This is a genomic window from Ketogulonicigenium vulgare WSH-001 (assembly GCF_000223375.1).
Taxonomy (GTDB): domain Bacteria; phylum Pseudomonadota; class Alphaproteobacteria; order Rhodobacterales; family Rhodobacteraceae; genus Ketogulonicigenium; species Ketogulonicigenium vulgare.
In genome coordinates, this window is sequence record NC_017384.1 from 1,311,009 (window position 1) to 1,330,585 (window position 19,577).

The window sequence follows — 19,577 nt, forward strand, 5'->3', positions numbered from 1 at the left end:
AAACGGGCAGACATCCCACAAGAGCATATGGTAACACGTTTACAAATGCCCGAGAGAGGAGCCGCCCGTGCCCGTAAACCGTCCATTCCGCCTCTCGACCTCGGTTCTTGCGCTGTCTTTGCTGGCCGCGCCCTTTGCATTGACGATGGCCGTCGCTCAACAGGTCGATGTGACGGTTGCGGGCGAGGATGAGGGGCTGACCAACGCCGTGCGCGGCGCCTCGCTTAGCCTGTCGCTGACGCAGGACGACGACCCCGAAGCGGCCAGCGCGCCACAAGATTATGTTGCTGCCGCGCGAGCCGATTACCGCCGCATCCTGACCGCGCTTTACGCGCAGGGCTATTATGGTGGCAGTATTTCGATTCGGGTGGACGGGCGCGAGGCCTCGACCATCGCGCCGTTGGATGCGCCGCGCCAGATCAACACCATCGCGATTGATGTGACGCCCGGACCGCTGTTCCGCTTTGGTCAAGCCGCGATTGGCCCGCTGGCCGAAGGCACCGAACTGCCCACAGGTTTCGCCGCGGGCGAGCCTGCGCGCTCGGGCCTTGTCCGCGATGCCGCTGGCCGCGCGCAAACCGCCTGGCGCGAGGCCGGTCACGCCCGCGCCGGGGTTGCGGGGCAGCAGATCACTGCAATCCACGATCAAAGCCGTCTGGACGCCAGTGTTACCATGCGCCCGGGCCCGCGGCTGACCTTTGGCAATCTGACGGTCGCCGGTAACAACCGCGTCCGCACCGACCGGATTTTGCGCATCGCGGGCTATCCCGAAGGGGCGGTCTTCTCGCCCGACGAGCTTGATCGGGTGGCCACCCGCCTGCGCCGCACTGGGGCGTTCCAATCGGTATCGATCACCGAAGCCGAACAGATCGGCCCCGGCGACACCCAACCGATTACCCTGACCCTGAACGAGGCACCGCCGCGTCGTCTGGGCTTTGGCGCGGAAATCTCGTCCGATGACGGTTTGGCGCTGTCGACCTATTGGATGCATCGCAACCTGCTGAAAGGGGCCGAGAACCTGCGCTTTGACGCCGGGATCAGCGGTATCAATGGCAGTGACGGCGGGCCGGATTACAACCTAGGTGTCACTTTTCGCCGCCCCGGTTTCTTCAACCACAACAACGAGCTGACCCTGAATGCGGAAATCAAGCGCGAGGACGAGGCGGAATATCTGCTGGATCAGTTCACCACCAGCGCGCTGGTGACCCGCTATATTTTTGACAACCTCTCGGTCACGGGCGGTATCGGCTATCTGACCGCGCGCGAGGAAAATGCCTTTGAAACCCGCCGCTATTCGCTGATCACGCTGCCGATCACCGGCACGCTGGACAATCGCGACAATGCGCTGAACGCGCGTTCAGGCTGGTATCTTAATCTCGATATCACCCCCTTTGTCGGTCTGGATGATATCGACAGTGGCGTGCGCGTTTACGGCGATGCACGCTATTACCACGGCTTTGGCGACCGCTTTACGGTCGCGGCGCGCGGGCAGTTCGGCTCGGTCGTCGGGCCGGATCTGCTGGATACGCCCGCCGACTTCCTGTTCTGGTCGGGCGGCGGCGGCACGGTGCGCGGTCAAAGCTATCGCTCGCTGGGGATTCCCGTCTCGCGCGGCGGCGTGGATTACGAGGTTGGCGGCGCCAGCTTTGTCGGCGCGCAGCTAGAGGCGCGCTTTGACATGACCGATAGCCTCAGCCTTGTCGGCTTTTACGATGCCGCAATGATCGGCGCAGATGCGCTGCCCGAGGATGGCGATCCATGGCATGCGGGTACCGGGATTGGCATTCGCTATAATACACCCATCGGCCCGATCCGGCTGGATGTCGGCACGCCCGCAAATGGCGATGATTTTGCAAAATCCGTGCAGGTTTATATCGGTATCGGTCAGGCGTTCTAAGGGGATAAAACTATGAAAAGACATCACCTTATCGCCGCGTTCCTGGGCACATCCGCCGTGCTGGCGCTGACCAGCGGCCTTTACGCGCAGACCGCAGAACAAGACCGCGATCCGGGATTTCTGGCCGGGCTGATCGAAAACAGCCTGTCGGGTGCGGGCCGCAATGTGCAGATTGACGGCTTTCGCGGCCTGCTGTCCTCGCGCGCAACGATCGAACGGATCACCATCGCCGATGACGATGGCGTCTGGCTGATCGCCGAGGATCTGGTCATGGACTGGAACCGCGGCGCGCTGTTTCAGGGCCGCCTTGCGGTGAACGAACTGGGCGCGGCGCGTGTCGCCGTGCTGCGCGCACCGGTGAACAACGACCCCGGCGCCGCCCCCTCGCCCGAGGCCGCGCCGTTTTCGCTGCCCGATCTGCCCGTCTCGGTCGAGGTTGGCAGCCTGAACCTTGAACGGATCGAACTGGGCGACAGCTTTCTGGGCGAGGAGATTATCGCCAGCCTGACGGGCGATGCATCGCTGTCAGGCGGCGCGGGCGATGTCCGTATCGACGCCTATCTGCTGGAAACGCGTCAGGGGTCCTTGCAACTGTCGGGCAGCTATTCCAATGCCACGCGCCAGTTGATGATGAACCTGCATCTGCAAGAGCCCGAGGGCGGCATTCTGGCCGATCTGGCGAATCTGCCGGGCGCGCCTTCGGTGGATCTGCAACTGGCGGGCACCGGCCCGATCGATAATTACAGTGCCGATCTGACCCTTGCGACGGCGGGGGTCGAACGCATCAGCGGCACTGGCGGCGTGCAGACCGTCACTGCCGAGGACGGATCTGAGGTCGGCCAGCAATTCGCGCTGGATATCACGGGCGATATGACCGCGCTGCTGCCGGCTGATTATCATGATTTCTTTGGTCAGCAGTCGACCATTTCTGCGCAGGGCACGCGTCTTGCGGCGGGTGGCTTCTCACTGCCGCAGCTTGCGATCAAGACCCGCGCGTTCGACCTGCAAGGCAATGCCGAGATTGACGCCACCGGCTGGCCCAGCAGCTTTGCCCTGCGCGGGATTATCGCGGATGTGGATGGCCCCGTCGTGCTGCCTGCAGGCGAAGGCGTCACCTTGGGACGTGCAGATCTGGATATCAGCTTTGACGCGGCAACGGGCGATCGTTGGACGGCAGATGTCAGCGTCACCGACCTTGATACCCCCACCGCGCGCATTCCCGCCATCATCCTGACCGGCGGCGGCGTCATCGATCCAGCAGGCGGCGGCACCAGCTTTACCGCCGATCTGGATTATGCCGCCAGCGGCGTGCAAACGAATGACCCCGCGCTGAACGAGGCGCTGGGTGACACGATTTCGGGTCGCCTTGCGCTGATCGGCGCGGCGGATCAGCCCTTCCGGATCGAAAGCTTTAGCGTCAACGGCCCCGGCATCACTGCCGATCTGACGGGCGAAGTTGATCTGCGCGAAAGCCTGGTTGCCGATGCGCAACTGTCGTTGCAGGCCGAGGATCTGAGCCGCTTTGCCGCGCTTGCGGGCCTTGACCTGGGTGGCGGCGCGGATTTGACGATTGACGCGCGTTATGTTGCCGCTGATCTTGCGACCAATGTCACCATCACCGGCACGACCACAGATCTGCGCACCGGCATTGCCGAGATTGACCCCCTGCTGGCAGGTCAGTCGCAGCTGTTGATCGAGGCCGCGCGCGACACCGCTGGCACCCGCATTCCGCGCCTCGAGATTACCGGCCCGCAATTGTCGGCGACCGGTCAGGCCAATGTCACATCAGGTGCCAGCAGCGCCTCGGTCGAGGCGCGTCTGAACGATCTTGGCCTTGTGATCGACGGCATCACCGGCCCCGCACTGGTGAACCTGTCCGGTATGCGCACGGCGGATGGGGCCGTGAATGCCCGCGCCAGCGGATCAGTGCCGGGCGGTAATCTGACCTTTACCGGCGCCTTGCCCGCCAATAGCGATACGGTGCAGATCAACCTGACGGCGGATCTGTCGGATGTTGCGCCCTATGCCGCGCGGTTCGGGCAAACTGTATCGGGTGGCGGACGGATCAGCGTGCAGGGCACGGCGACGACCGATGGCAGCCGCGCCGATCTGATGCTGGATATCGGCACCAACAGCGTTGCCATCGGCAATCCCCAGATCGATCCGCTGTTGGTCGGCAGCGGCACGCTGACGGGCCGCATCCTGCGCTCGGACATCAATACCGTCGCACTGCAAGACATCGCGGTGAACCTGCCCGTCACCAGCGCTACGCTTGCAGGCACGATCACCAATCTGATGAGCGATCCGGCATTCGAAGGTGATATCCGTGCAAATGTCCCCGATCTTGCGCCGTTTTCGGGCCTTGCGGGGCAGAGCTTGCGCGGTGGCGCATCCGCGACGATTTCGGGCCGCGCGCTGGCCTCCGCCGCCGGGTTCGATCTGAACCTGTCGGCACAGGCGGTCGATGTTGATCCGGGCATTCCTGCCGTCGCGAACCTATTGCGCGGCACCGGTACGATCAGCGGGCGGGCTGTGCGCGGCGATCAGGGCGGGCTGGAGCTGAGCGGCGTGAACGTCGCCTTTCCGAACTTTACGATCACCGGCAATCTGTCGGGCGCAGGCAGCGCTGGCACCGCAAATTTCGATGCACGCCTTGCAAATATCGGCCTGTTCACCCCGGAATTCTCGGGCCCTGTGACAGCCACTGGCACTGCCGCGCTGAACGAGGCCGGCCAGTGGGTGATCAACACCAGCGCCCAAGGTCCGGGCAATACCACCGCGACGCTGACCGGATCGGTGACGCCCTCTGGCCCGGTGAACCTGCAACTGCGCGGCGACGCACCGCTGAGCTTTGCAAACGGTTTTATTGATCCGATGCGCCTTGATGGCCGCGCCGCCTTTGATCTGGCGGTGAACGGCGCGCCCGCGCTGGAAAATGTCTCGGGTCAGGTGCGTTTGTCGAACGGTCGCCTTGCGGTGCCTGCGGCCTCGCAGTCGCTGAATGATATCGGCGGCACCATCACCCTCTCGGGCGGGCGGACGCAGATTGATATGAGCGCGGGTGTCGATGACGGCGGCCGCTTTGTCCTGACCGGGCCAGTGACGCTGGCCGCGCCCTATAACGGCGATCTGGTGTTGGATCTGCAGGGCGTATCACGGCGCGACCCGCTGCTGTATAGCACATCGGCCTCGGGGCGGATCACCATGCGCGGCCCACTGGCGGGCGGCGCGACGATCGCCGGGCTGATCGACCTTGGCCCGACCGAGGTGCAGGTGCCCTCGTCTTCCGTGGGCGCGCTGGGAAGCCTGCCAGAGGTGCAGCATATCGGTGCGATGGCCGCTGTACGCCAAACGCTAGAGCGTGCGGGCCTGTCGCTTTCGGGCGGCGAGGCGGGCGCCAGCAGTGGCGGCGGTGGCGGCGGGGCCGCCTATCCGCTGGATGTCACGGTGCGGGCGCCGGGGCGCATTTTCATCCGTGGCCGCGGCCTGGATGCGGAACTCGGCGGCGAGCTGCGCGTGACCGGCACCACGGCGAATATCATCCCATCGGGCCAATTCTCGCTGGTGCGTGGCCGTCTGTCGATCCTGCAACAACGCTTTGATCTAACTGAAGGTTCGGTGACACTTGAGGGGGACTTCAACCCCGTCCTACGCCTTGTTGCGCAGACCCAGACCAGCAGTGGCACGGTGGTCGATGTAACGGTCGAGGGCTCGATCTCCGAGCCGACCGTGACCTTCTCGTCTTCGCCGCAATTGCCGCAGGACGAGGTGATCGCCCAACTGCTGTTTGGCCGCGACCTCTCCTCGCTCTCCGCATTCCAAGCGGTGCAACTGGCCGCAGCGGTCGGCACGCTGATGGGCGTCGGCGGCGGCGGTATTGTCGAGGATCTGCGCGCAGGTGCGGGTCTGGATGATCTGGACTTTACCCAAGACGACGAAGGCAATGCCGCCGTGCGCGCCGGTAAGTATCTGTCGGACAACATTTATACCGACGTAACGGTCGGATCGAATGAAACCACGATCAACCTGAACCTAGAGCTGACCGACGAGGTCACCGTGAAAGGCAGCGCCAGCAGCGGCGGCGATACCGGCCTCGGCATTTTCTACGAACGGGATTACTAATCGGCTTTACCCATCCTTAACCATCTCTCGCCACCCTAGCCCAAAGGGGGCGAAAGATGGCGGATGATCCGGTTGAATGGCTGCAACTCTACCGCTCGCGCCGGGTTGGCGCGGCGACGTTTTGGCGGCTGCTGCGCACGCATGGCAGCGCAGGCGCCGCACTGGCGGCCCTGCCTGAAATGGCGGCGGCGGCGGGGTTACCGATTACGCGATCTGTCCCGTTGGGGTCGCGCGGGCGGAACTGCGGGCCGGCGCACGGGCGGGCGCGCGGCTGATCTTGGGCAATGACCCCGACTATCCATTGCATTTACGCGGCATCCCTGACGCCCCGCCCGTTCTATGGGCGCTGGGGGATATAGCGCTGCTGCGAAAGCCTGCTGTTGCGCTGATCGGGGCGCGTAATGCCTCATCACTGGGCATCAGAATGGCGGCGCAACTGGCGGGTGATCTGGGCGCCGCCGGGCTGGCCGTTGTATCGGGCCTTGCGCGCGGCATCGACGCGGCGGCCCATCGTGCGGCGCTGTCCACCGGCACGATTGCGGTGCTGGGCACCGGCATCGACCGCAGTTATCCGAATGAGAATACCGCGCTGGCGCGCGAGATTGCGGCGCAGGGACTGCTGCTGTCGGAACTGCCACCGGGGGCGGAGGCACAGGCGCGCCACTTTCCCGCGCGCAACCGTATCGTCTCGGGCCTGTCGCGCGCGGTGGTGGTGGTCGAGGCTGCCGTGAAATCGGGCAGCCTGCTGACCGCGCGCGACGCGCTGGATCAGGGGCGCGATGTGATGGCGGTGCCGGGCCATCCGCTGGACGCGCGCGCAGGCGGCTGCAACCTGTTGCTGCGCGACGGGGCGCTGCTGGTGCGCGATGCGCATGATGTGCGCGAGGCGCTATCCATAGATGCCCCGCCGCCGCAGGCCGCGCTGGCGCTGTCTGCGCCGTTGTCGCTTGCCGATCCCAGTGCCAGAATTCTTGCCCAAATCAGCGCCAGCCCGGTGCCGGAACATGTGCTGCGCGACACGCTGGGAATTGATGCACGTAGCCTGTCATTGGCCCTGATTGACCTTGAACTTGACGGTGCAATTCATCGTCCAAGCAGCGGGCTAGTTGCGCTTGGGCGGCAGCGCGCCTAACTATCGGGTGAGGAAAGCGATGCGCCCCCTTGCGCCAAAGCGCAAAATGCCACAAGCGGGGGATGTGCTTCTGCTGTAAACTGAGAAGGTTAATCATGCCCGTTGTCGTTGTTGAATCCCCTGCAAAGGCAAAGACGATCAACAAATATCTCGGGTCTGATTATCAGGTACTGGCCTCGTACGGCCATGTGCGCGATTTGCCGCCCAAGGATGGCTCGGTCGATACCGACGAAGACTTCGCCATGACATGGGAGGTCGATGCCAACAGCAAAAAGCATATCAAAGCGATTGCCGATGCGTTGAAGGCCGACCCGAACCTGATCCTCGCCACCGACCCGGACAGAGAGGGCGAGGCGATTTCATGGCATCTGGTCGAGGCGCTGACCGATCGCAAAGCGATTAAAAAGGACACACCGGTCAGCCGCGTCGTGTTCAACGCCATCACCAAATCCGCCGTCACCGAGGCGATGCAAAACCCCCGTCAGGTCGATGCGCCGCTGGTCGAGGCTTATTTGGCCCGCCGCGCGCTGGACTATTTGGTGGGATTCAAACTGTCGCCCGTCCTGTGGCGCAAACTGCCCGGCGCGAAATCGGCCGGCCGTGTGCAATCGGTCTGCCTGCGGGTCATCGTCGACCGCGAGGTCGAGATTGAGGCTTTCCGCGCGCAGGAATATTGGACCGTCGCCGCCGAGATCGAGACACCGCGCGGCCAGATCTTTACCGCGCGTCTGGTGACGCTGGGCGGCAAAAAGCTAGATAAATTCGACCTCGGCAATCAGGTTGCCGCCGAGATGGCCGTACAGGCGGTCACCTCGCGCGCGCTATCGGTGCAAGGGGTCGAGGCGAAACCCGCGCAGCGCCATCCCTCGGCACCGTTCATGACCTCGACGCTGCAGCAAGAGGCCAGTCGTAAATTCGGCATGGGCGCCAAGGCCACCATGTCTGCCGCGCAGCGCCTGTATGAGGCCGGGCTGATCACCTATATGCGAACCGATGGGATCGACATGGCACCCGAGGCCGTGATGGCTGCGCGCGATGCGATCCGTGATAAATTCGGTGCCGATTACCTGCCCGCCAGCCCGCGCATGTACAAAAACAAGGCCAAGAACGCCCAAGAAGCCCACGAATGTATCCGCCCGACCGATATGACGCGCGGCGTAGAGCAGCAAAAGATCGTGGATGCCGATCAGCGCAAACTCTATGATCTGATCTATAAACGCACGATTGCCAGCCAAATGGCCGCGGCGCGACTGGAACGCACGACGGTCGATATCGGCGCGGCGGATGGTCAAGTTGGTCTGCGTGCAACGGGCCAAGTCGTGCTGTTTGACGGCTTTCTTGCCATCTATGAAGAGGGCCGCGACGACAGTACCGACGAGGACGAAGGCCGCCTGCCCCAGATGATGCAGGGCGAGGCGCTGAAAAAGCTGGCCGTGACCCCCGATCAGCATTTCACCCAGCCGCCGCCCCGCTATACCGAGGCGACACTGGTGAAGCGCATGGAAGAGCTGGGCATTGGCCGCCCCTCGACCTATGCCTCGATCGTGACCACGATTCAGGATCGCGGCTATGTCCAAAAGGATAAGAACCGCCTGATTCCGCAGGATAAAGGCCGCCTGGTTACCGCTTTCCTTGAAAATTACTTCCCGCGTTATGTCGAATATGACTTTACCGCCGGGCTCGAGGATCAGCTGGACAAGGTCTCGGCCGGGGATGCCGATTACAAGGATGTGTTGCGACAGTTCTGGCGCGACTTTTCCGCGGCGCTGAACGAGACGTCCGAGCTGCGCATCACCGATGTGCTTGAAAAGCTGAACGAAGTCCTCTCGCCGATCATGTTCCCGCCAAAGCCGGACGGGTCGGACCCGCGCGCCTGCCCCAATTGCGGCAATGGGCATCTGTCCATGCGCACTGCACGTTCGGGCGGCGCGTTTATCGGCTGTTCGAACTATCCCGAATGCCGCTTTACCCGCCCGTTTGGCCCGCCCGAGCTGGCCGAGGGCGCGATCGGCCCCGATGGTCGTCTGCTGGGCCATGACGAAGGCGATCCGATCACGCTGCGTGACGGCCGTTTTGGCCCCTATGTCCAGCGCGGCGAGGCGACCGAGGAGGTGCCAAAGCCGCCCCGTGCCAGCCTGCCGAAAACCTGGTCCCCGGACGAGGTCACGTTGGAACGCGCCGTTTCCCTGCTGAACCTGCCCCGTCCGGTGGGTCCGCACCCCGAGGATGGCGTGCTGATCGAGGCGGGTCTGGGGCGCTTTGGCCCGTTCATCAAACATGGCTCGACCTATGCCAATCTGAAAAGCATCGATGAGGTGTTCGAGATCGGCATGAACCACGCGGTCGAGCTGCTGGCGCAAAAGCTGGCGGGTGGTCGCGGGCGTACGGCAGTGGCCAAGCCCTTGAAAGAGCTGGGCGATCATCCTGATGGCGGCGCGATTACTGTGATGCCAGGTCGCTATGGCCCCTATGTGAAATGGGAGAAGGTCAACGCGACCATTCCCAAAGATATCGAGCCCGAGGCCCTGACCATCGAGCAAGCGTTGGAGCTGATCACGGCAAAAGCGGGCAAGAAACCTGCGAAAAAGCCCGCCAAAAAGGCCGCAACGGCCAAGGCCGCGACCACAAAAGCGAAAGCCGCGCCAAAAGCAAAGACGACCAAGGCCAAGGCCGCAAGCGCCGATCCGGCAAAGCCGAAACGCAAAACAGCCAAAGCCGCGCCGGACGTGGTCGAGGATGAAGCCTAACATCAGGCCCCGGATCGAAAGATCCGGGGCTTTTGTTTAAAATTCGACGAACTTTCCTGCCAAATCACCGCGCAATTTTGATTTTGGTGGTGTGAACGCCACCGGTTTTACCTTTGACGGCGTGAACGCCACCGGCGGGCCGCCTTGCGGCCTGATCTGCGCCACAGCGGGCGGCGTTGTCATCCGAAAAATCGACAGCTCGCGCAGCAAATCATCCGCGCGGCTATGCAGCGTATGCGCCGCGGCGCTTGACTGTTCGGCCACTGCAGCGTTTTGCTGGGTGACCTGATCCAGTTGATGCACGCCGGCATTCACCTCGGCCAGCCCAGCGGATTGTTCATCCGCAGCAGAGGCGATGCTGCTGATTTGGCTAGAGACCTCGCCCGCTTTTGCCAGAATCTGCGTCAGGCTGTCGCCGGTGCGATTGACGAGAGCCGCGCCCGATTGCACCTGCCCCGCACTTTGCGAAATCAGGGATTTGATCTCGCGCGCCGAACTGGAGGCGCGCTGCGCGAGGCTGCGCACCTCGGATGCGACGACGGCAAAGCCGCGCCCGGCCTCGCCCGCACGGGCCGCCTCGACACCAGCGTTCAGCGCCAACAGGTTGGTCTGAAACGCAATATCGTCAATGACTCCAATAATCCGCGTGATCTGCGCGGATGATTTTTCAATCGCGCGCATCGCCTGCACGGCCTCTTGTACGACGCTTGCGCCGGTTTCGGCGATCGCATGATTCGCGTGGCTGGCCTTTTCGGCGGCACGGGCAAAAATCGCGGTCGACCGGACGCTTTCCGTCAGCTGATTGAGCGCCGCGGCAGATTGCTCGAGCGTTGCAGCCTGGGTTTCAGCGCGCCGCGCCAGATCCTGGGCGGCGGCTGTGATCTCTTCAGAGCCACCACGCACCTGCTGCGCGACATCGCCAATGCGCTGCATTGTGCCATTTAGGATCTCGAGAACGCGATTATAGGCGGCACGCAGATCTTCATAGGCGGCAGGAAACGGGTTGTCGGCTGGACTGGGAATGGGCTGCGCAAGCTGGCCTGCGGCCAATCGCGACAGGCCCGCGCCGATCTCTCGCACCACATGTGACTGTATGCGGGCATTATCCTCGATCCTTGCGGTGTTTTCTTGTTCGGTAAAGCGACGCCTTGCCTCATCGCGCTGATGTTGCAACGCATTTTCCTTGAAAATGGCAAGCGCCCGGCTCATCTGACCAAGCTCGCTGCGGCCCGTGGTTGCCGCAATTTCAACCCGCAGGTCACCTGCCGCGAGCCGCGTGGTTTGTCCCAAAAGCGCGCGCAACTGCCGCGATAGGCCGAACGATAGCGCGGTTGCAATCGCGATGCCGATCGCGATGGAAATCACCGCGCCCCACATGATCTCGGTGATCGTTGCTGTGATCAGATGGGCGCCACGCGCGTCATCTATCGCAGCGGCGAGCGCGCGCAGATGCAGCCAGTTCAGCACCGCAACGCCTGCCATGATCGTCAAAATTGCAGCAAAGCCCAGCGCGATCAAAGGTGCTATCTTTATGTTTTTCATCGCATTCTCTCACTTGAAGATCAGAATAGCTCAATCGCGCCAGCCCGCGGCCGGCTGGGCGTTTCGTCTAGGGGTGGCGCGTCGCCGCGCAAATGCAGCACCTGCGCCCGCCCGCTCGCAGGCCAAAACCGGATGCGACGCGCACAATCGCCGCCCAGATCCGCGCCGATCACCGGCACCCCTTCGGCCTGCAAAAACTGACGCGCGGCCTCGGCATTGCGCTGACCGATATCGGACAGGCCCGCCAGCATCCGCGCGCCGCCAAACAGCTTGGCCTGCAGGCTTCCGCGCTGCGCGCCGCGCCGCAATAAGCTGTTCACCAGAACCTCCATCGCGGCTGCCGCATAGCGGTTATCACCGGAGGAGCGGCCGGCGTCGGGCAGCAAGAAGTGGTTCATCCCGCCAATGCCGCGCTGAACATCGAACAGACAGGCCGAGACGCAAGACCCCAGCACCGTGGTCACCATCATCATCGGATCATCGGAAATCGCACAATCGCCCTGCACGACATGGATGGTTTTGTTTTGCACCAGTGTCATGCGTAGCTGCCCCGCACGCTTATGGCAGTTGGCCCTGTGGCGGGACGCAATAGCGCGGGGCCGATGCGGGCCAGCGGCAACACCTGTTGCACACCGCCGCGTTCAATCGCCATGCGCGGCATACCCCAGACAACAGATGTCTCGCGATCTTGCGCGATCGTATGGGCGCCCGCCGCGTGCAAGGCACACATGCCATCAGCGCCATCTGCCCCCATCCCTGTCAGCAAAGCCGCACTAATATCAATATGTTGCGCAATATTTGCGCCGTCGCGAAACAGCAGGTCCACCGCAGGTCTGTGCCCCGCAACCGGATCGCCGACGATCAAGCGGCTGCGTAACATTCCCCCATGATAGCTGACCCCCAGATGCCGATCAGAGCGCGCCGCGATATGGATCGCGCCATGGTGCAGCACCTGCCCCTCTTGCGCGAGATGCACCTTTGGTTGCAGCAGTTGATCGAGCCGCCGGACCAACCCTTCGACAAAGCCATCGCGGATGTGCTGGACGATCAAAACCGGCGGACAATCGGGCGGAAAGGTCCGCAGGACTTGCTCGAGCGCGGCGATGCCCCCGGTGGATGCGCCGATAAGGATAAGCGATCGCGCCGATTGCAGCACAGGCGTCGGCCCCTTTGGAACGGCGGACAAAAGCTGCGCGGTGGTTACATCTGGGCCATAGATCACAAGCTCGGCTGCGATCACCTGCTGTACAAGGGCGTCCCGCCCTTGCACATCGGCGGCAACCGCCACCCAATTGGGACGATACGCCTGCAAAAGCAGCCGCGCCTCAGCCTCGCTTTTGGCGCCGATCACCCGCAGATCCGGGCGCGCCAACAGACAGGTCCGGACAAGATGGTGGCGACGCAATCCATCAAAATCAACGATCAACAAAACCGGCTCGGCCAATGGGGCACTCCTCATGCAATGCCCAAAGGCTGGCGGCAAATCGTTAAAAAAGGCTCTGCGCGCCCGGCAGGTCGCAGCAACGGATTGTTAAACGCTGACTGCTAGCGATTCGGGGACATGCCACCGCAGCCCGAAGGGACAAGTTCGCGTGACACTCATCGCTTTGCCGGAAACCATTGACCGCTCGGCCGCGCGGGCGCTGGCCGACCACATTTTGCAGCATCGCGGCGGCCCCGTGCAGTTGGATGCCGGGGCCGTCACTCGGATTGGCGGATTGGGCGCCGAAGTGCTGCTGGCGGCGCAGCGGCAATGGCAGGTCGACGGGCAGGATTTGCAGATCATCAATTGGACGCCCGCCGGCATTGCCGCGCTGGCGCTGCTGGGGGCCGAGGTGCTGCAATGACCCGCATTCTGGCGATTGACGATTCGCCCACCATTCGCAGCCTTGTGGCACGCGCCCTGCGCGGCGCGGGGTTCGAGGTCTATTTGGCCGCCGACGGGGTCGAGGGTGTGGGCACATTGATGGATGCCGACCCTGCGCTGATCATCACCGATGTGAATATGCCACGCATGGACGGCTTTGGCGTGATCGAGGCTGTGCGGGCCAGCAAATCCCATGCCGATGTTCCGATTCTGGTGCTGACCACTGAAAGCGGCGACGATCTAAAGGCCCGCGCCCGCAGCGCAGGGGCTACGGGCTGGCTGGTGAAACCATTCGAGGATGACAGGCTGATCGCCGTCATTCACCGCGTGCTGGGACGCTAAGGCCATGGCGGATATGGACGAATTACGCAGTCTTTTCTTTGTCGAATGTGACGAGCTGATGGACAGCCTCGCCGCCGGGCTGCGCCAGATGGAGGCTCCCGGCCATGATAAGGAAACGGTGCACGCCGTTTTTCGCGCCGTGCATTCGATCAAGGGCGGCGCAGCGGCCTTTGGCCTGAGCACCTTGGTCACATTCGCGCATAGGTTCGAAACGGCGCTGGATCTGATCCGCAGCGATCAACGCGCGGCCGATGGACAGGTACTGCCGGTGATGCACCGCTCGGCCGATTGTCTGAGCGACCTGATCACCGCCGCGCAGCATGACGCCCCGCATGACGCGGCGCGGATCGCCGCACTTTTGGCCGAGCTCGACCTGCTGATCGGCACGAAACCCGCGGCGGATCAGACAGGTTTCGTGCCGATCACGCTGGATCTGGCACCCTTCGAAGATATGCCAAGCGGCTATCTGATCCGTTTCACGCCGGACGCAGCCTTTTACCGGTCGGGAAACGATCCATACGCACTGCTGACAGCGCTGAGGCGTTTGGGGCACACAAATACGCTGGTGATTCAGGATGATCTGCCCCCGCTATCGGACTGGAGCGCTGATCAACCAAAGCTGTGCTGGCAGGTCACTCTGACGGGCGATATCGCCCGCGCCGATATCGATACGGTCTTTGAATTTGTTGAAGATTGCGCGGCACTGCAGATCACCCCCCTGCAAGGCGACACCGCATTCGCCCCCATCAGTATCGCGCTAGAGCCGCTGGCCATCGCACCATCACAGCCCGAGACAGCGAAGCCCGCGCCCGAAGCCAGCGCAACCATTCGCGTCAGCCTAGAACGGGTCGACCGGCTGATGAATATGATCGGCGAGTTGGTCATCAAGGAGGCCATGCTCTCTCGCGTCATCCAAACTGCGGGCCTTGCGCAGGATCTGGACGTCACGGCGGGATTGGATGCGATCCGGCAATTGGCGGGCGATATTCAGGAAAGCGTTATGGCGATCCGCGCCCAGCCCCTGAAACTGGTGTTTCAACGCATGCACCGCATCCTGCGCGAGGCGGCAGATGCCACCGGAAAACCCGTGCAACTGATCACCCTTGGCGAGCAGACCGAGGTGGACAAGACCATGATCGAACGTCTGATGGACCCGCTGACCCACATGATCCGCAACGCCGTCGATCACGGGCTTGAGGATGAGGTGACGCGGCAGCGGCGCGGAAAGCCGCCGCAGGGCACGATCACCCTGTCCGCCGCGCATCGCTCGGGCCGGGTGCAGATCGAGGTGGCGGATGATGGCGGCGGCATTGACCGCGTGCGGGTACGCCAAATCGCCGAGGATCGCGGCCTGATCAGCCCCGGCACCCAGCTTACCCCGACCGAGATCGATCAGCTGCTGTTCCTGCCGGGTTTTTCGTCAAAGGCCGAGGTCTCGGCGATATCAGGGCGCGGGGTCGGGCTTGACGTTGTACGGCGCGAAATTATGGCGCTGGGGGGACGCGTGATGATCACCTCGACCGAGGGGCACGGCACCACTTTCGCGATCACCTTGCCGCTGACCCTCGCGGTGCTCGAGGGGATGCTGGTGCAGCTTGGCGCCCAGACAATGGTGCTGCCGATTACATCTGTACAAGAAACCCTGCGCCCGACTGCAGCCGAGCTGCACCATTTGGGGCAAAGCGGTCGGATGATTTCAAACCGTGGCGACCTGATCCCGATTATCAGTTTAGGCGCCGAATTTGGCCACCCTGAACCCGCCCGTCCGCTGACACAGGGCGTACTGATCATTGTGGAAACCGACACCCACAAGCGCGCCGCGCTGCATGTCGATGGCATTATTGACCAGCGCCAGGTCGTCATCAAAAGCATCGAGGAAAACTATGGCCGCGTCGCCGGTGTCTCAGCCGCGACCATCTTGGGCGATGGCAAAATCGCCCTGATTATAGACCCCGAAGAGGTCGTCTTGGCCGCCGCCAGCGACCGCACCCGCACCCTAGCCGCGAGCGCTTGAGCATGATTACCTCTATTGCCCCTAATTCTGCCGGTAAAAGTGATGTGGTCGCCTTTAAACTGGCGGATCAAGATTTCTGTATCGACATCGGCCTTGTGCGCGAAATTCGCGGCTGGGCGCCTGCAACGCTGCTGCCCCACGCGCCCGATTACATCAAAGGCGTGATCAATCTGCGCGGCGCGGTTGTCGCGGTGGTTGATCTGGCCGCGCGTCTTGGCTTTGGGCCCACCGCCCCCTCAGATCGCCACGTCATCATCATCGTGCTGTATGAGGGGCGCGTCGTCGGCCTGCTGGCGGAACTCGTGTCCGATATCGTGACGCTGGACGAGGCGCAGATGCGCGCTGTACCCGATATCGCGTCGGACCCCTCGCGCGAGTTTCTGTCCGGCATGGCGACATTCGATGATGGCCGCATTTTACGCAAGATTGACCTGGCGCAGCTGCTGCCGCGCACAGCGGGGGTCTAGGCGATGATTGGCACAATGCCCGTAATGAGCCCCGATCAATTCGGCAAGCTGGCGAAAATCGTCCACAATGATACTGGCATCGTCCTGTCCGCAGCGAAGCAAGGCCTGCTGGTGGCGCGGCTGACCAAACGCCTGCGCGCGCTGAATATCGCGGATTTCGCCGCCTATTGCCGGTATTTAGATAGCGACAGCGGCCTGGCCGAGCGGCAAAATTTGCTATCGGCGATCACCACGAATGTGACCGCCTTTTTCCGCGAGGAGCATCACTTCACCGCGCTTGCCCGCGACGTGTTGCCCCCGCTGATGGCCCGCGCCCGTGCAGGTGGCCGCGTCCGGCTGTGGTCGGCGGCCTGCTCGACCGGCGAGGAGCCCTATTCCATCGCCATGACCGTGCTGGATGCCTTTCCCGAGGCTGCGCGCCACGATCTGCTGATCCTTGCGACGGATATCGACCCGCAGGTGGTCGCCGCGGCCGAAGGTGGTGTATACACGCGCGATGCGATCACCCCCATCGGCGCGCCCCGGCTGCGCAAATATTTCGATGAAACCACCACCGGCTTTCAGGTAAAGCCCGTGATATCGGCGATCATGCGGTTTGGTACGCTGAACCTGCACCAACCCTGGCCCTTCAAAGGCGGGTTTGATGTCATTTTTTGCCGGAATGTCGTGATCTATTTCGACAGCGAGATGCGGCGCAGCCTGTGGCAGCGCTTTGCCGACGGCATCACGCCGGGCGGCACCTTGTTCATCGGTCATTCCGAACGGGTCGACGGCCCCGCCGCCCCACATTTCCAGATCAGCGGCGCGACGCAATATCGGCGCACAGCAGCCGCCCATTGATTGAAAAGGACAGTCTATGCCATTGAAATCAAGTCTTCATGTCATGGTGGTCGACGATATGACCGTCAGCCGGGCGCTGATCGAACAGGCGCTGGATTGGGCCGGTATCACCAAGGTCCAATATGAGGCGAATGGCGAAAAGGCCCTGCGCCGCCTTGTGGCCGCGCCGGTACATCTGGTGATTTCGGATTATAATATGCCCGGTATGGATGGGTTAGAGCTGCTTGAGGGACTGCGGGCCAACCGCTCGACCCAGCGGATCGGGTTCATCCTGATCACCGGCACCGCCAGTAAAGAGCTGATCGACCGCGGCCGTGCGGCGGGCATGAATAATTTCATCGCCAAGCCTTTCACCAAAGAGGCTTTGCTGCACTGCATCGAGGCCGTCACAGGAAAACTGCAATGAACCGTGAAGACATCGCCCCCGTCCTGCGCCGTGCCGCGATCGAGGCGGACGGTCTGGCCCGTGACCTGCGCGCGCTAGATGCCGATATCGGGCAGCTTTTGGCGCAGCTTGGGCCGGAATATGACAGCGACATCCATGCCGCTGACCTGATCCGGCAGACGGCCAGCGGGCTGGCCAGCTTTTTGCGCGATCTGGCCGCGACCACGGGCAAGGACGGGGCCTGCGATGCTGTCAGCGCGGTGCAGAACCTGACGATGCGGGCGCAGGCGGCGCGGCTTTCAGGAACCGCCCGGCCCGCTATGCCCGCCAAAAGCGAATGCGATTTGTGGCTGGACTGATTATTCCACCGTCACAGATTTCGCCAGATTGCGGGGCTGATCCACATCCGTACCCTTGGCGATGGCCGTGTGATAGGCCAGCAATTGCGCCGGTATCGCATATAGAATGGGGGCCCAGACTGGCGCGACGCTGGGCATGGCCAAGCTGTGCCAAACGCCGGCACCGGCCTCGGCAATTCCCTCGGCATCGCTGATCAGCAGCACCTTGCCATGGCGGGCCATGACCTCTTGCATATTCGAGACGGTCTTGTCGAACAGCGCGTCGCGCGGGGCCATGACGACCACCGGCACATCGGCATCAATCAGGGCGATCGGCCCATGCTTTAGTTCACCTGATGCATAAGCTTCGGCATGAATATAGCTGATTTCTTTCAATTTAAGCGCGGCCTCTAGCGCCAATGGATACATCGCGCCGCGCCCCAGAAACAATACATCGCGCGCTTGGGCCAGTTGCCGTGCGATCGGTGCAATAGCCTCAAGTCCCGTCAGGCTTGCATTGATCAGCCCCGGCACCAGCCGCAGATCAGCAGCCAGCGCCGCGATCTCATCCGCGCTTTGTGCCCCCCGTTGCAGCGCCGCCTGCAGCGCCATCGCCGCAAGCACCGAGAGTTGGCAGGTAAACGCCTTGGTCGAGGCGACCCCCACTTCGACACCTGCAAAGATCGGCAGCGCGATATCCGCCTCGCGCGCGATGGACGAGGTCGGCACATTCACCACTGCCGCGACCTGCGCCACCTGCCCGCGCACATGGCGCAGCGCCGCCAGCGTGTCGGCGGTCTCACCCGATTGGCTGACAAAAATCGCGAGGCTGCGCGGGGACAGCACCGGCGCGCGATAGCGGAACTCGGATGCGACATCGATCTCGGCGGGAATGCGGGCGATCTGCTCGAACCAATATTTCGCGATATGGCAGGCATAGCTGGCCGTGCCACAGGCGACCAAAACGATCCGGTCAAAACCGCTGAAATCCAGCGGCAGCTGCGGCAGCCCATCCGCACCCAGATAATGCGACAGCGCCGCGTCAAACACCACCGGCTGTTCGGCAATTTCCTTGGCCATAAAATGGCGATAGCCCGCCTTGTCGATCCGTGCCTGATCCAGCGCGACACGCTGCTGCACCCGCGTGACGACCACGCCATCGGCATCATGAATGACGGCGCCAGCGCGTGTCAGCACCGCCCAATCCCCCTCGTCCAGATAGGTCAGGCGGTCGGTCAGCGGTGCCAGCGCGATCGCATCTGAACCGACGAACATCTCGCCCTCGCCATGGCCGATGACCAGCGGGCTGCCGCGACGGGCGCAGATCATCAGATCATCATAGCCGTCAAAGATCATGCACAGCGCAAAGGCCCCGTGCAACTGCGGCAAGACCGCCGCAACCGCATCGGCGGGCGCTAGACCGGCCGCAAGCTGCGCGCCGATCAGCAGCGCGACAATCTCGGTATCGGTCTGAGATTGCGGCACCAAACCCTGCTCCGCCAGCCCCTCGCTAAGGCTGCGATAGTTTTCGATAATCCCGTTGTGGACCACCGCGACGCCATGGCCGGTATGGGGGTGGGCGTTTGCCTCGGTCGCGGCACCATGGGTGGCCCAGCGCGTGTGACCGATGCCGACCTGCCCGCGCAGGGGCTGGTGCACCAACAGATCCGACAGGTTGGCCAGCTTGCCCACCGCGCGTCGCCGTGTGATCCGCCCATCGGTCACTGTTGCAATCCCGGCGGAATCATAGCCGCGATATTCCAGTCGCTTCAGCGCCTCGACCAGAACGGGGGCAACCTCATGCTGCCCCAAAACGCCAACGATTCCACACATATCACGCTCCTAACGGGTTGCTTTGGGCTTGTAATTGGCAGGCCGCATGCC

General features: G+C 63.0%; 14 protein-coding genes and 1 pseudogene. 11 read left to right on the top strand and 4 right to left on the bottom strand.

The genetic code is table 11. The annotated features are described in order from the left end of the window. Positions 1-67 precede the first annotated feature (67 nt). The 4 genes and pseudogenes from KVU_RS06480 (at position 68) to topA (ending at position 9,898) form a co-directional block, all read left to right on the top strand. Positions 68-1,897, top strand: a complete 1,830-nt coding sequence (locus KVU_RS06480) for an autotransporter assembly complex protein TamA (protein WP_013384547.1) — start codon at positions 68-70, stop codon at positions 1,895-1,897. A 12-nt stretch (positions 1,898-1,909) separates the two neighbouring features. Further along, complete coding sequence (locus tag KVU_RS06485) at positions 1,910-6,019, top strand: translocation/assembly module TamB domain-containing protein (protein WP_013384548.1); 4,110 nt, start codon at positions 1,910-1,912, stop codon at positions 6,017-6,019. A gap of 56 nt (positions 6,020-6,075) precedes the next feature. After that, a pseudogene (gene dprA, locus KVU_RS06490) lies at positions 6,076-7,151 on the top strand (DNA-processing protein DprA). A gap of 95 nt (positions 7,152-7,246) precedes the next feature. Continuing rightward, positions 7,247-9,898, top strand: coding sequence for a type I DNA topoisomerase (gene topA, locus KVU_RS06495; RefSeq protein ID WP_013384550.1), 2,652 nt, complete (start codon positions 7,247-7,249; stop codon positions 9,896-9,898). Positions 9,899-9,934: 36 nt separating this feature from the next. On the opposite strand, the gene KVU_RS06500 is transcribed toward topA, so the two are convergent. The 3 genes from KVU_RS06500 to KVU_RS06510 are packed head-to-tail and all read right to left on the bottom strand — an operon-like array spanning position 9,935 to position 12,812. Beyond that, the gene (locus KVU_RS06500) at positions 9,935-11,440 is read right to left on the bottom strand and encodes a methyl-accepting chemotaxis protein (RefSeq protein WP_014537798.1); all 1,506 of its coding nucleotides are present in this window, start codon (positions 11,438-11,440) and stop codon (positions 9,935-9,937) included. A 20-nt stretch (positions 11,441-11,460) separates the two neighbouring features. Beyond that, positions 11,461-11,979: a chemotaxis protein CheD gene (locus KVU_RS06505; RefSeq protein WP_013384552.1), complete on the bottom strand. Its 519-nt coding sequence runs from the start codon at positions 11,977-11,979 to the stop codon at positions 11,461-11,463. After that, positions 11,976-12,812 (bottom strand): CheB methylesterase domain-containing protein, encoded by an 837-nt coding sequence (locus tag KVU_RS06510; RefSeq protein ID WP_236953053.1) that lies wholly within the window; start codon positions 12,810-12,812, stop codon positions 11,976-11,978. Before KVU_RS06510 ends, KVU_RS06505 begins: the two co-directional genes overlap by 4 nt. Before the next feature lie 220 nt (positions 12,813-13,032). Here KVU_RS06510 and KVU_RS06515 point away from each other — a divergent pair, with 220 nt between their 5' ends. The 7 genes from KVU_RS06515 to KVU_RS06545 are packed head-to-tail and all read left to right on the top strand — an operon-like array spanning position 13,033 to position 17,714. Further along, a complete protein-coding gene (locus tag KVU_RS06515; protein WP_013384554.1) occupies positions 13,033-13,287 on the top strand; it encodes an STAS domain-containing protein in 255 nt (84 codons plus the stop codon). Beyond that, entirely contained in the window at positions 13,284-13,649 is a 366-nt protein-coding gene (locus tag KVU_RS06520; RefSeq protein WP_013384555.1) for a response regulator, read from the top strand. Before KVU_RS06515 ends, KVU_RS06520 begins: the two co-directional genes overlap by 4 nt. A gap of 4 nt (positions 13,650-13,653) precedes the next feature. Beyond that, entirely contained in the window at positions 13,654-15,663 is a 2,010-nt protein-coding gene (locus tag KVU_RS06525; protein WP_014537799.1) for a chemotaxis protein CheA, read from the top strand. Positions 15,664-15,665: 2 nt separating this feature from the next. Further along, positions 15,666-16,130, top strand: a complete 465-nt coding sequence (locus tag KVU_RS06530) for a chemotaxis protein CheW (RefSeq protein WP_014537800.1) — start codon at positions 15,666-15,668, stop codon at positions 16,128-16,130. A gap of 15 nt (positions 16,131-16,145) precedes the next feature. Continuing rightward, positions 16,146-16,970 (top strand): CheR family methyltransferase, encoded by an 825-nt coding sequence (locus tag KVU_RS06535; RefSeq protein WP_014537801.1) that lies wholly within the window; start codon positions 16,146-16,148, stop codon positions 16,968-16,970. A 16-nt stretch (positions 16,971-16,986) separates the two neighbouring features. After that, positions 16,987-17,376: a response regulator gene (locus KVU_RS06540; protein ID WP_013384559.1), complete on the top strand. Its 390-nt coding sequence runs from the start codon at positions 16,987-16,989 to the stop codon at positions 17,374-17,376. Next, positions 17,373-17,714, top strand: a complete 342-nt coding sequence (locus KVU_RS06545; protein ID WP_013384560.1) for a DUF8776 family protein — start codon at positions 17,373-17,375, stop codon at positions 17,712-17,714. Before KVU_RS06540 ends, KVU_RS06545 begins: the two co-directional genes overlap by 4 nt. On the opposite strand, the gene glmS is transcribed toward KVU_RS06545, so the two are convergent. After that, positions 17,715-19,526: a glutamine--fructose-6-phosphate transaminase (isomerizing) gene (gene glmS, locus KVU_RS06550; RefSeq protein WP_013384561.1), complete on the bottom strand. Its 1,812-nt coding sequence runs from the start codon at positions 19,524-19,526 to the stop codon at positions 17,715-17,717. It lies immediately after the preceding gene. Positions 19,527-19,577 lie beyond the last annotated feature (51 nt).

Coding starts and splice junctions, on each gene's coding strand:
- KVU_RS06485 (WP_013384548.1), top strand. CDS start 1,910: ATGAAAAGACATCACCTTATCGCCGCGTTCCTGGGCACATCCGCCGTG.
- topA (WP_013384550.1), top strand. CDS start 7,247: ATGCCCGTTGTCGTTGTTGAATCCCCTGCAAAGGCAAAGACGATCAAC.
- KVU_RS06500 (WP_014537798.1), bottom strand. CDS start 11,440: ATGAAAAACATAAAGATAGCACCTTTGATCGCGCTGGGCTTTGCTGCA.
- KVU_RS06505 (WP_013384552.1), bottom strand. CDS start 11,979: ATGACACTGGTGCAAAACAAAACCATCCATGTCGTGCAGGGCGATTGT.
- KVU_RS06520 (WP_013384555.1), top strand. CDS start 13,284: ATGACCCGCATTCTGGCGATTGACGATTCGCCCACCATTCGCAGCCTT.
- KVU_RS06525 (WP_014537799.1), top strand. CDS start 13,654: ATGGCGGATATGGACGAATTACGCAGTCTTTTCTTTGTCGAATGTGAC.
- KVU_RS06530 (WP_014537800.1), top strand. CDS start 15,666: ATGATTACCTCTATTGCCCCTAATTCTGCCGGTAAAAGTGATGTGGTC.
- KVU_RS06535 (WP_014537801.1), top strand. CDS start 16,146: ATGCCCGTAATGAGCCCCGATCAATTCGGCAAGCTGGCGAAAATCGTC.
- KVU_RS06540 (WP_013384559.1), top strand. CDS start 16,987: ATGCCATTGAAATCAAGTCTTCATGTCATGGTGGTCGACGATATGACC.
- KVU_RS06545 (WP_013384560.1), top strand. CDS start 17,373: ATGAACCGTGAAGACATCGCCCCCGTCCTGCGCCGTGCCGCGATCGAG.
- glmS (WP_013384561.1), bottom strand. CDS start 19,526: ATGTGTGGAATCGTTGGCGTTTTGGGGCAGCATGAGGTTGCCCCCGTT.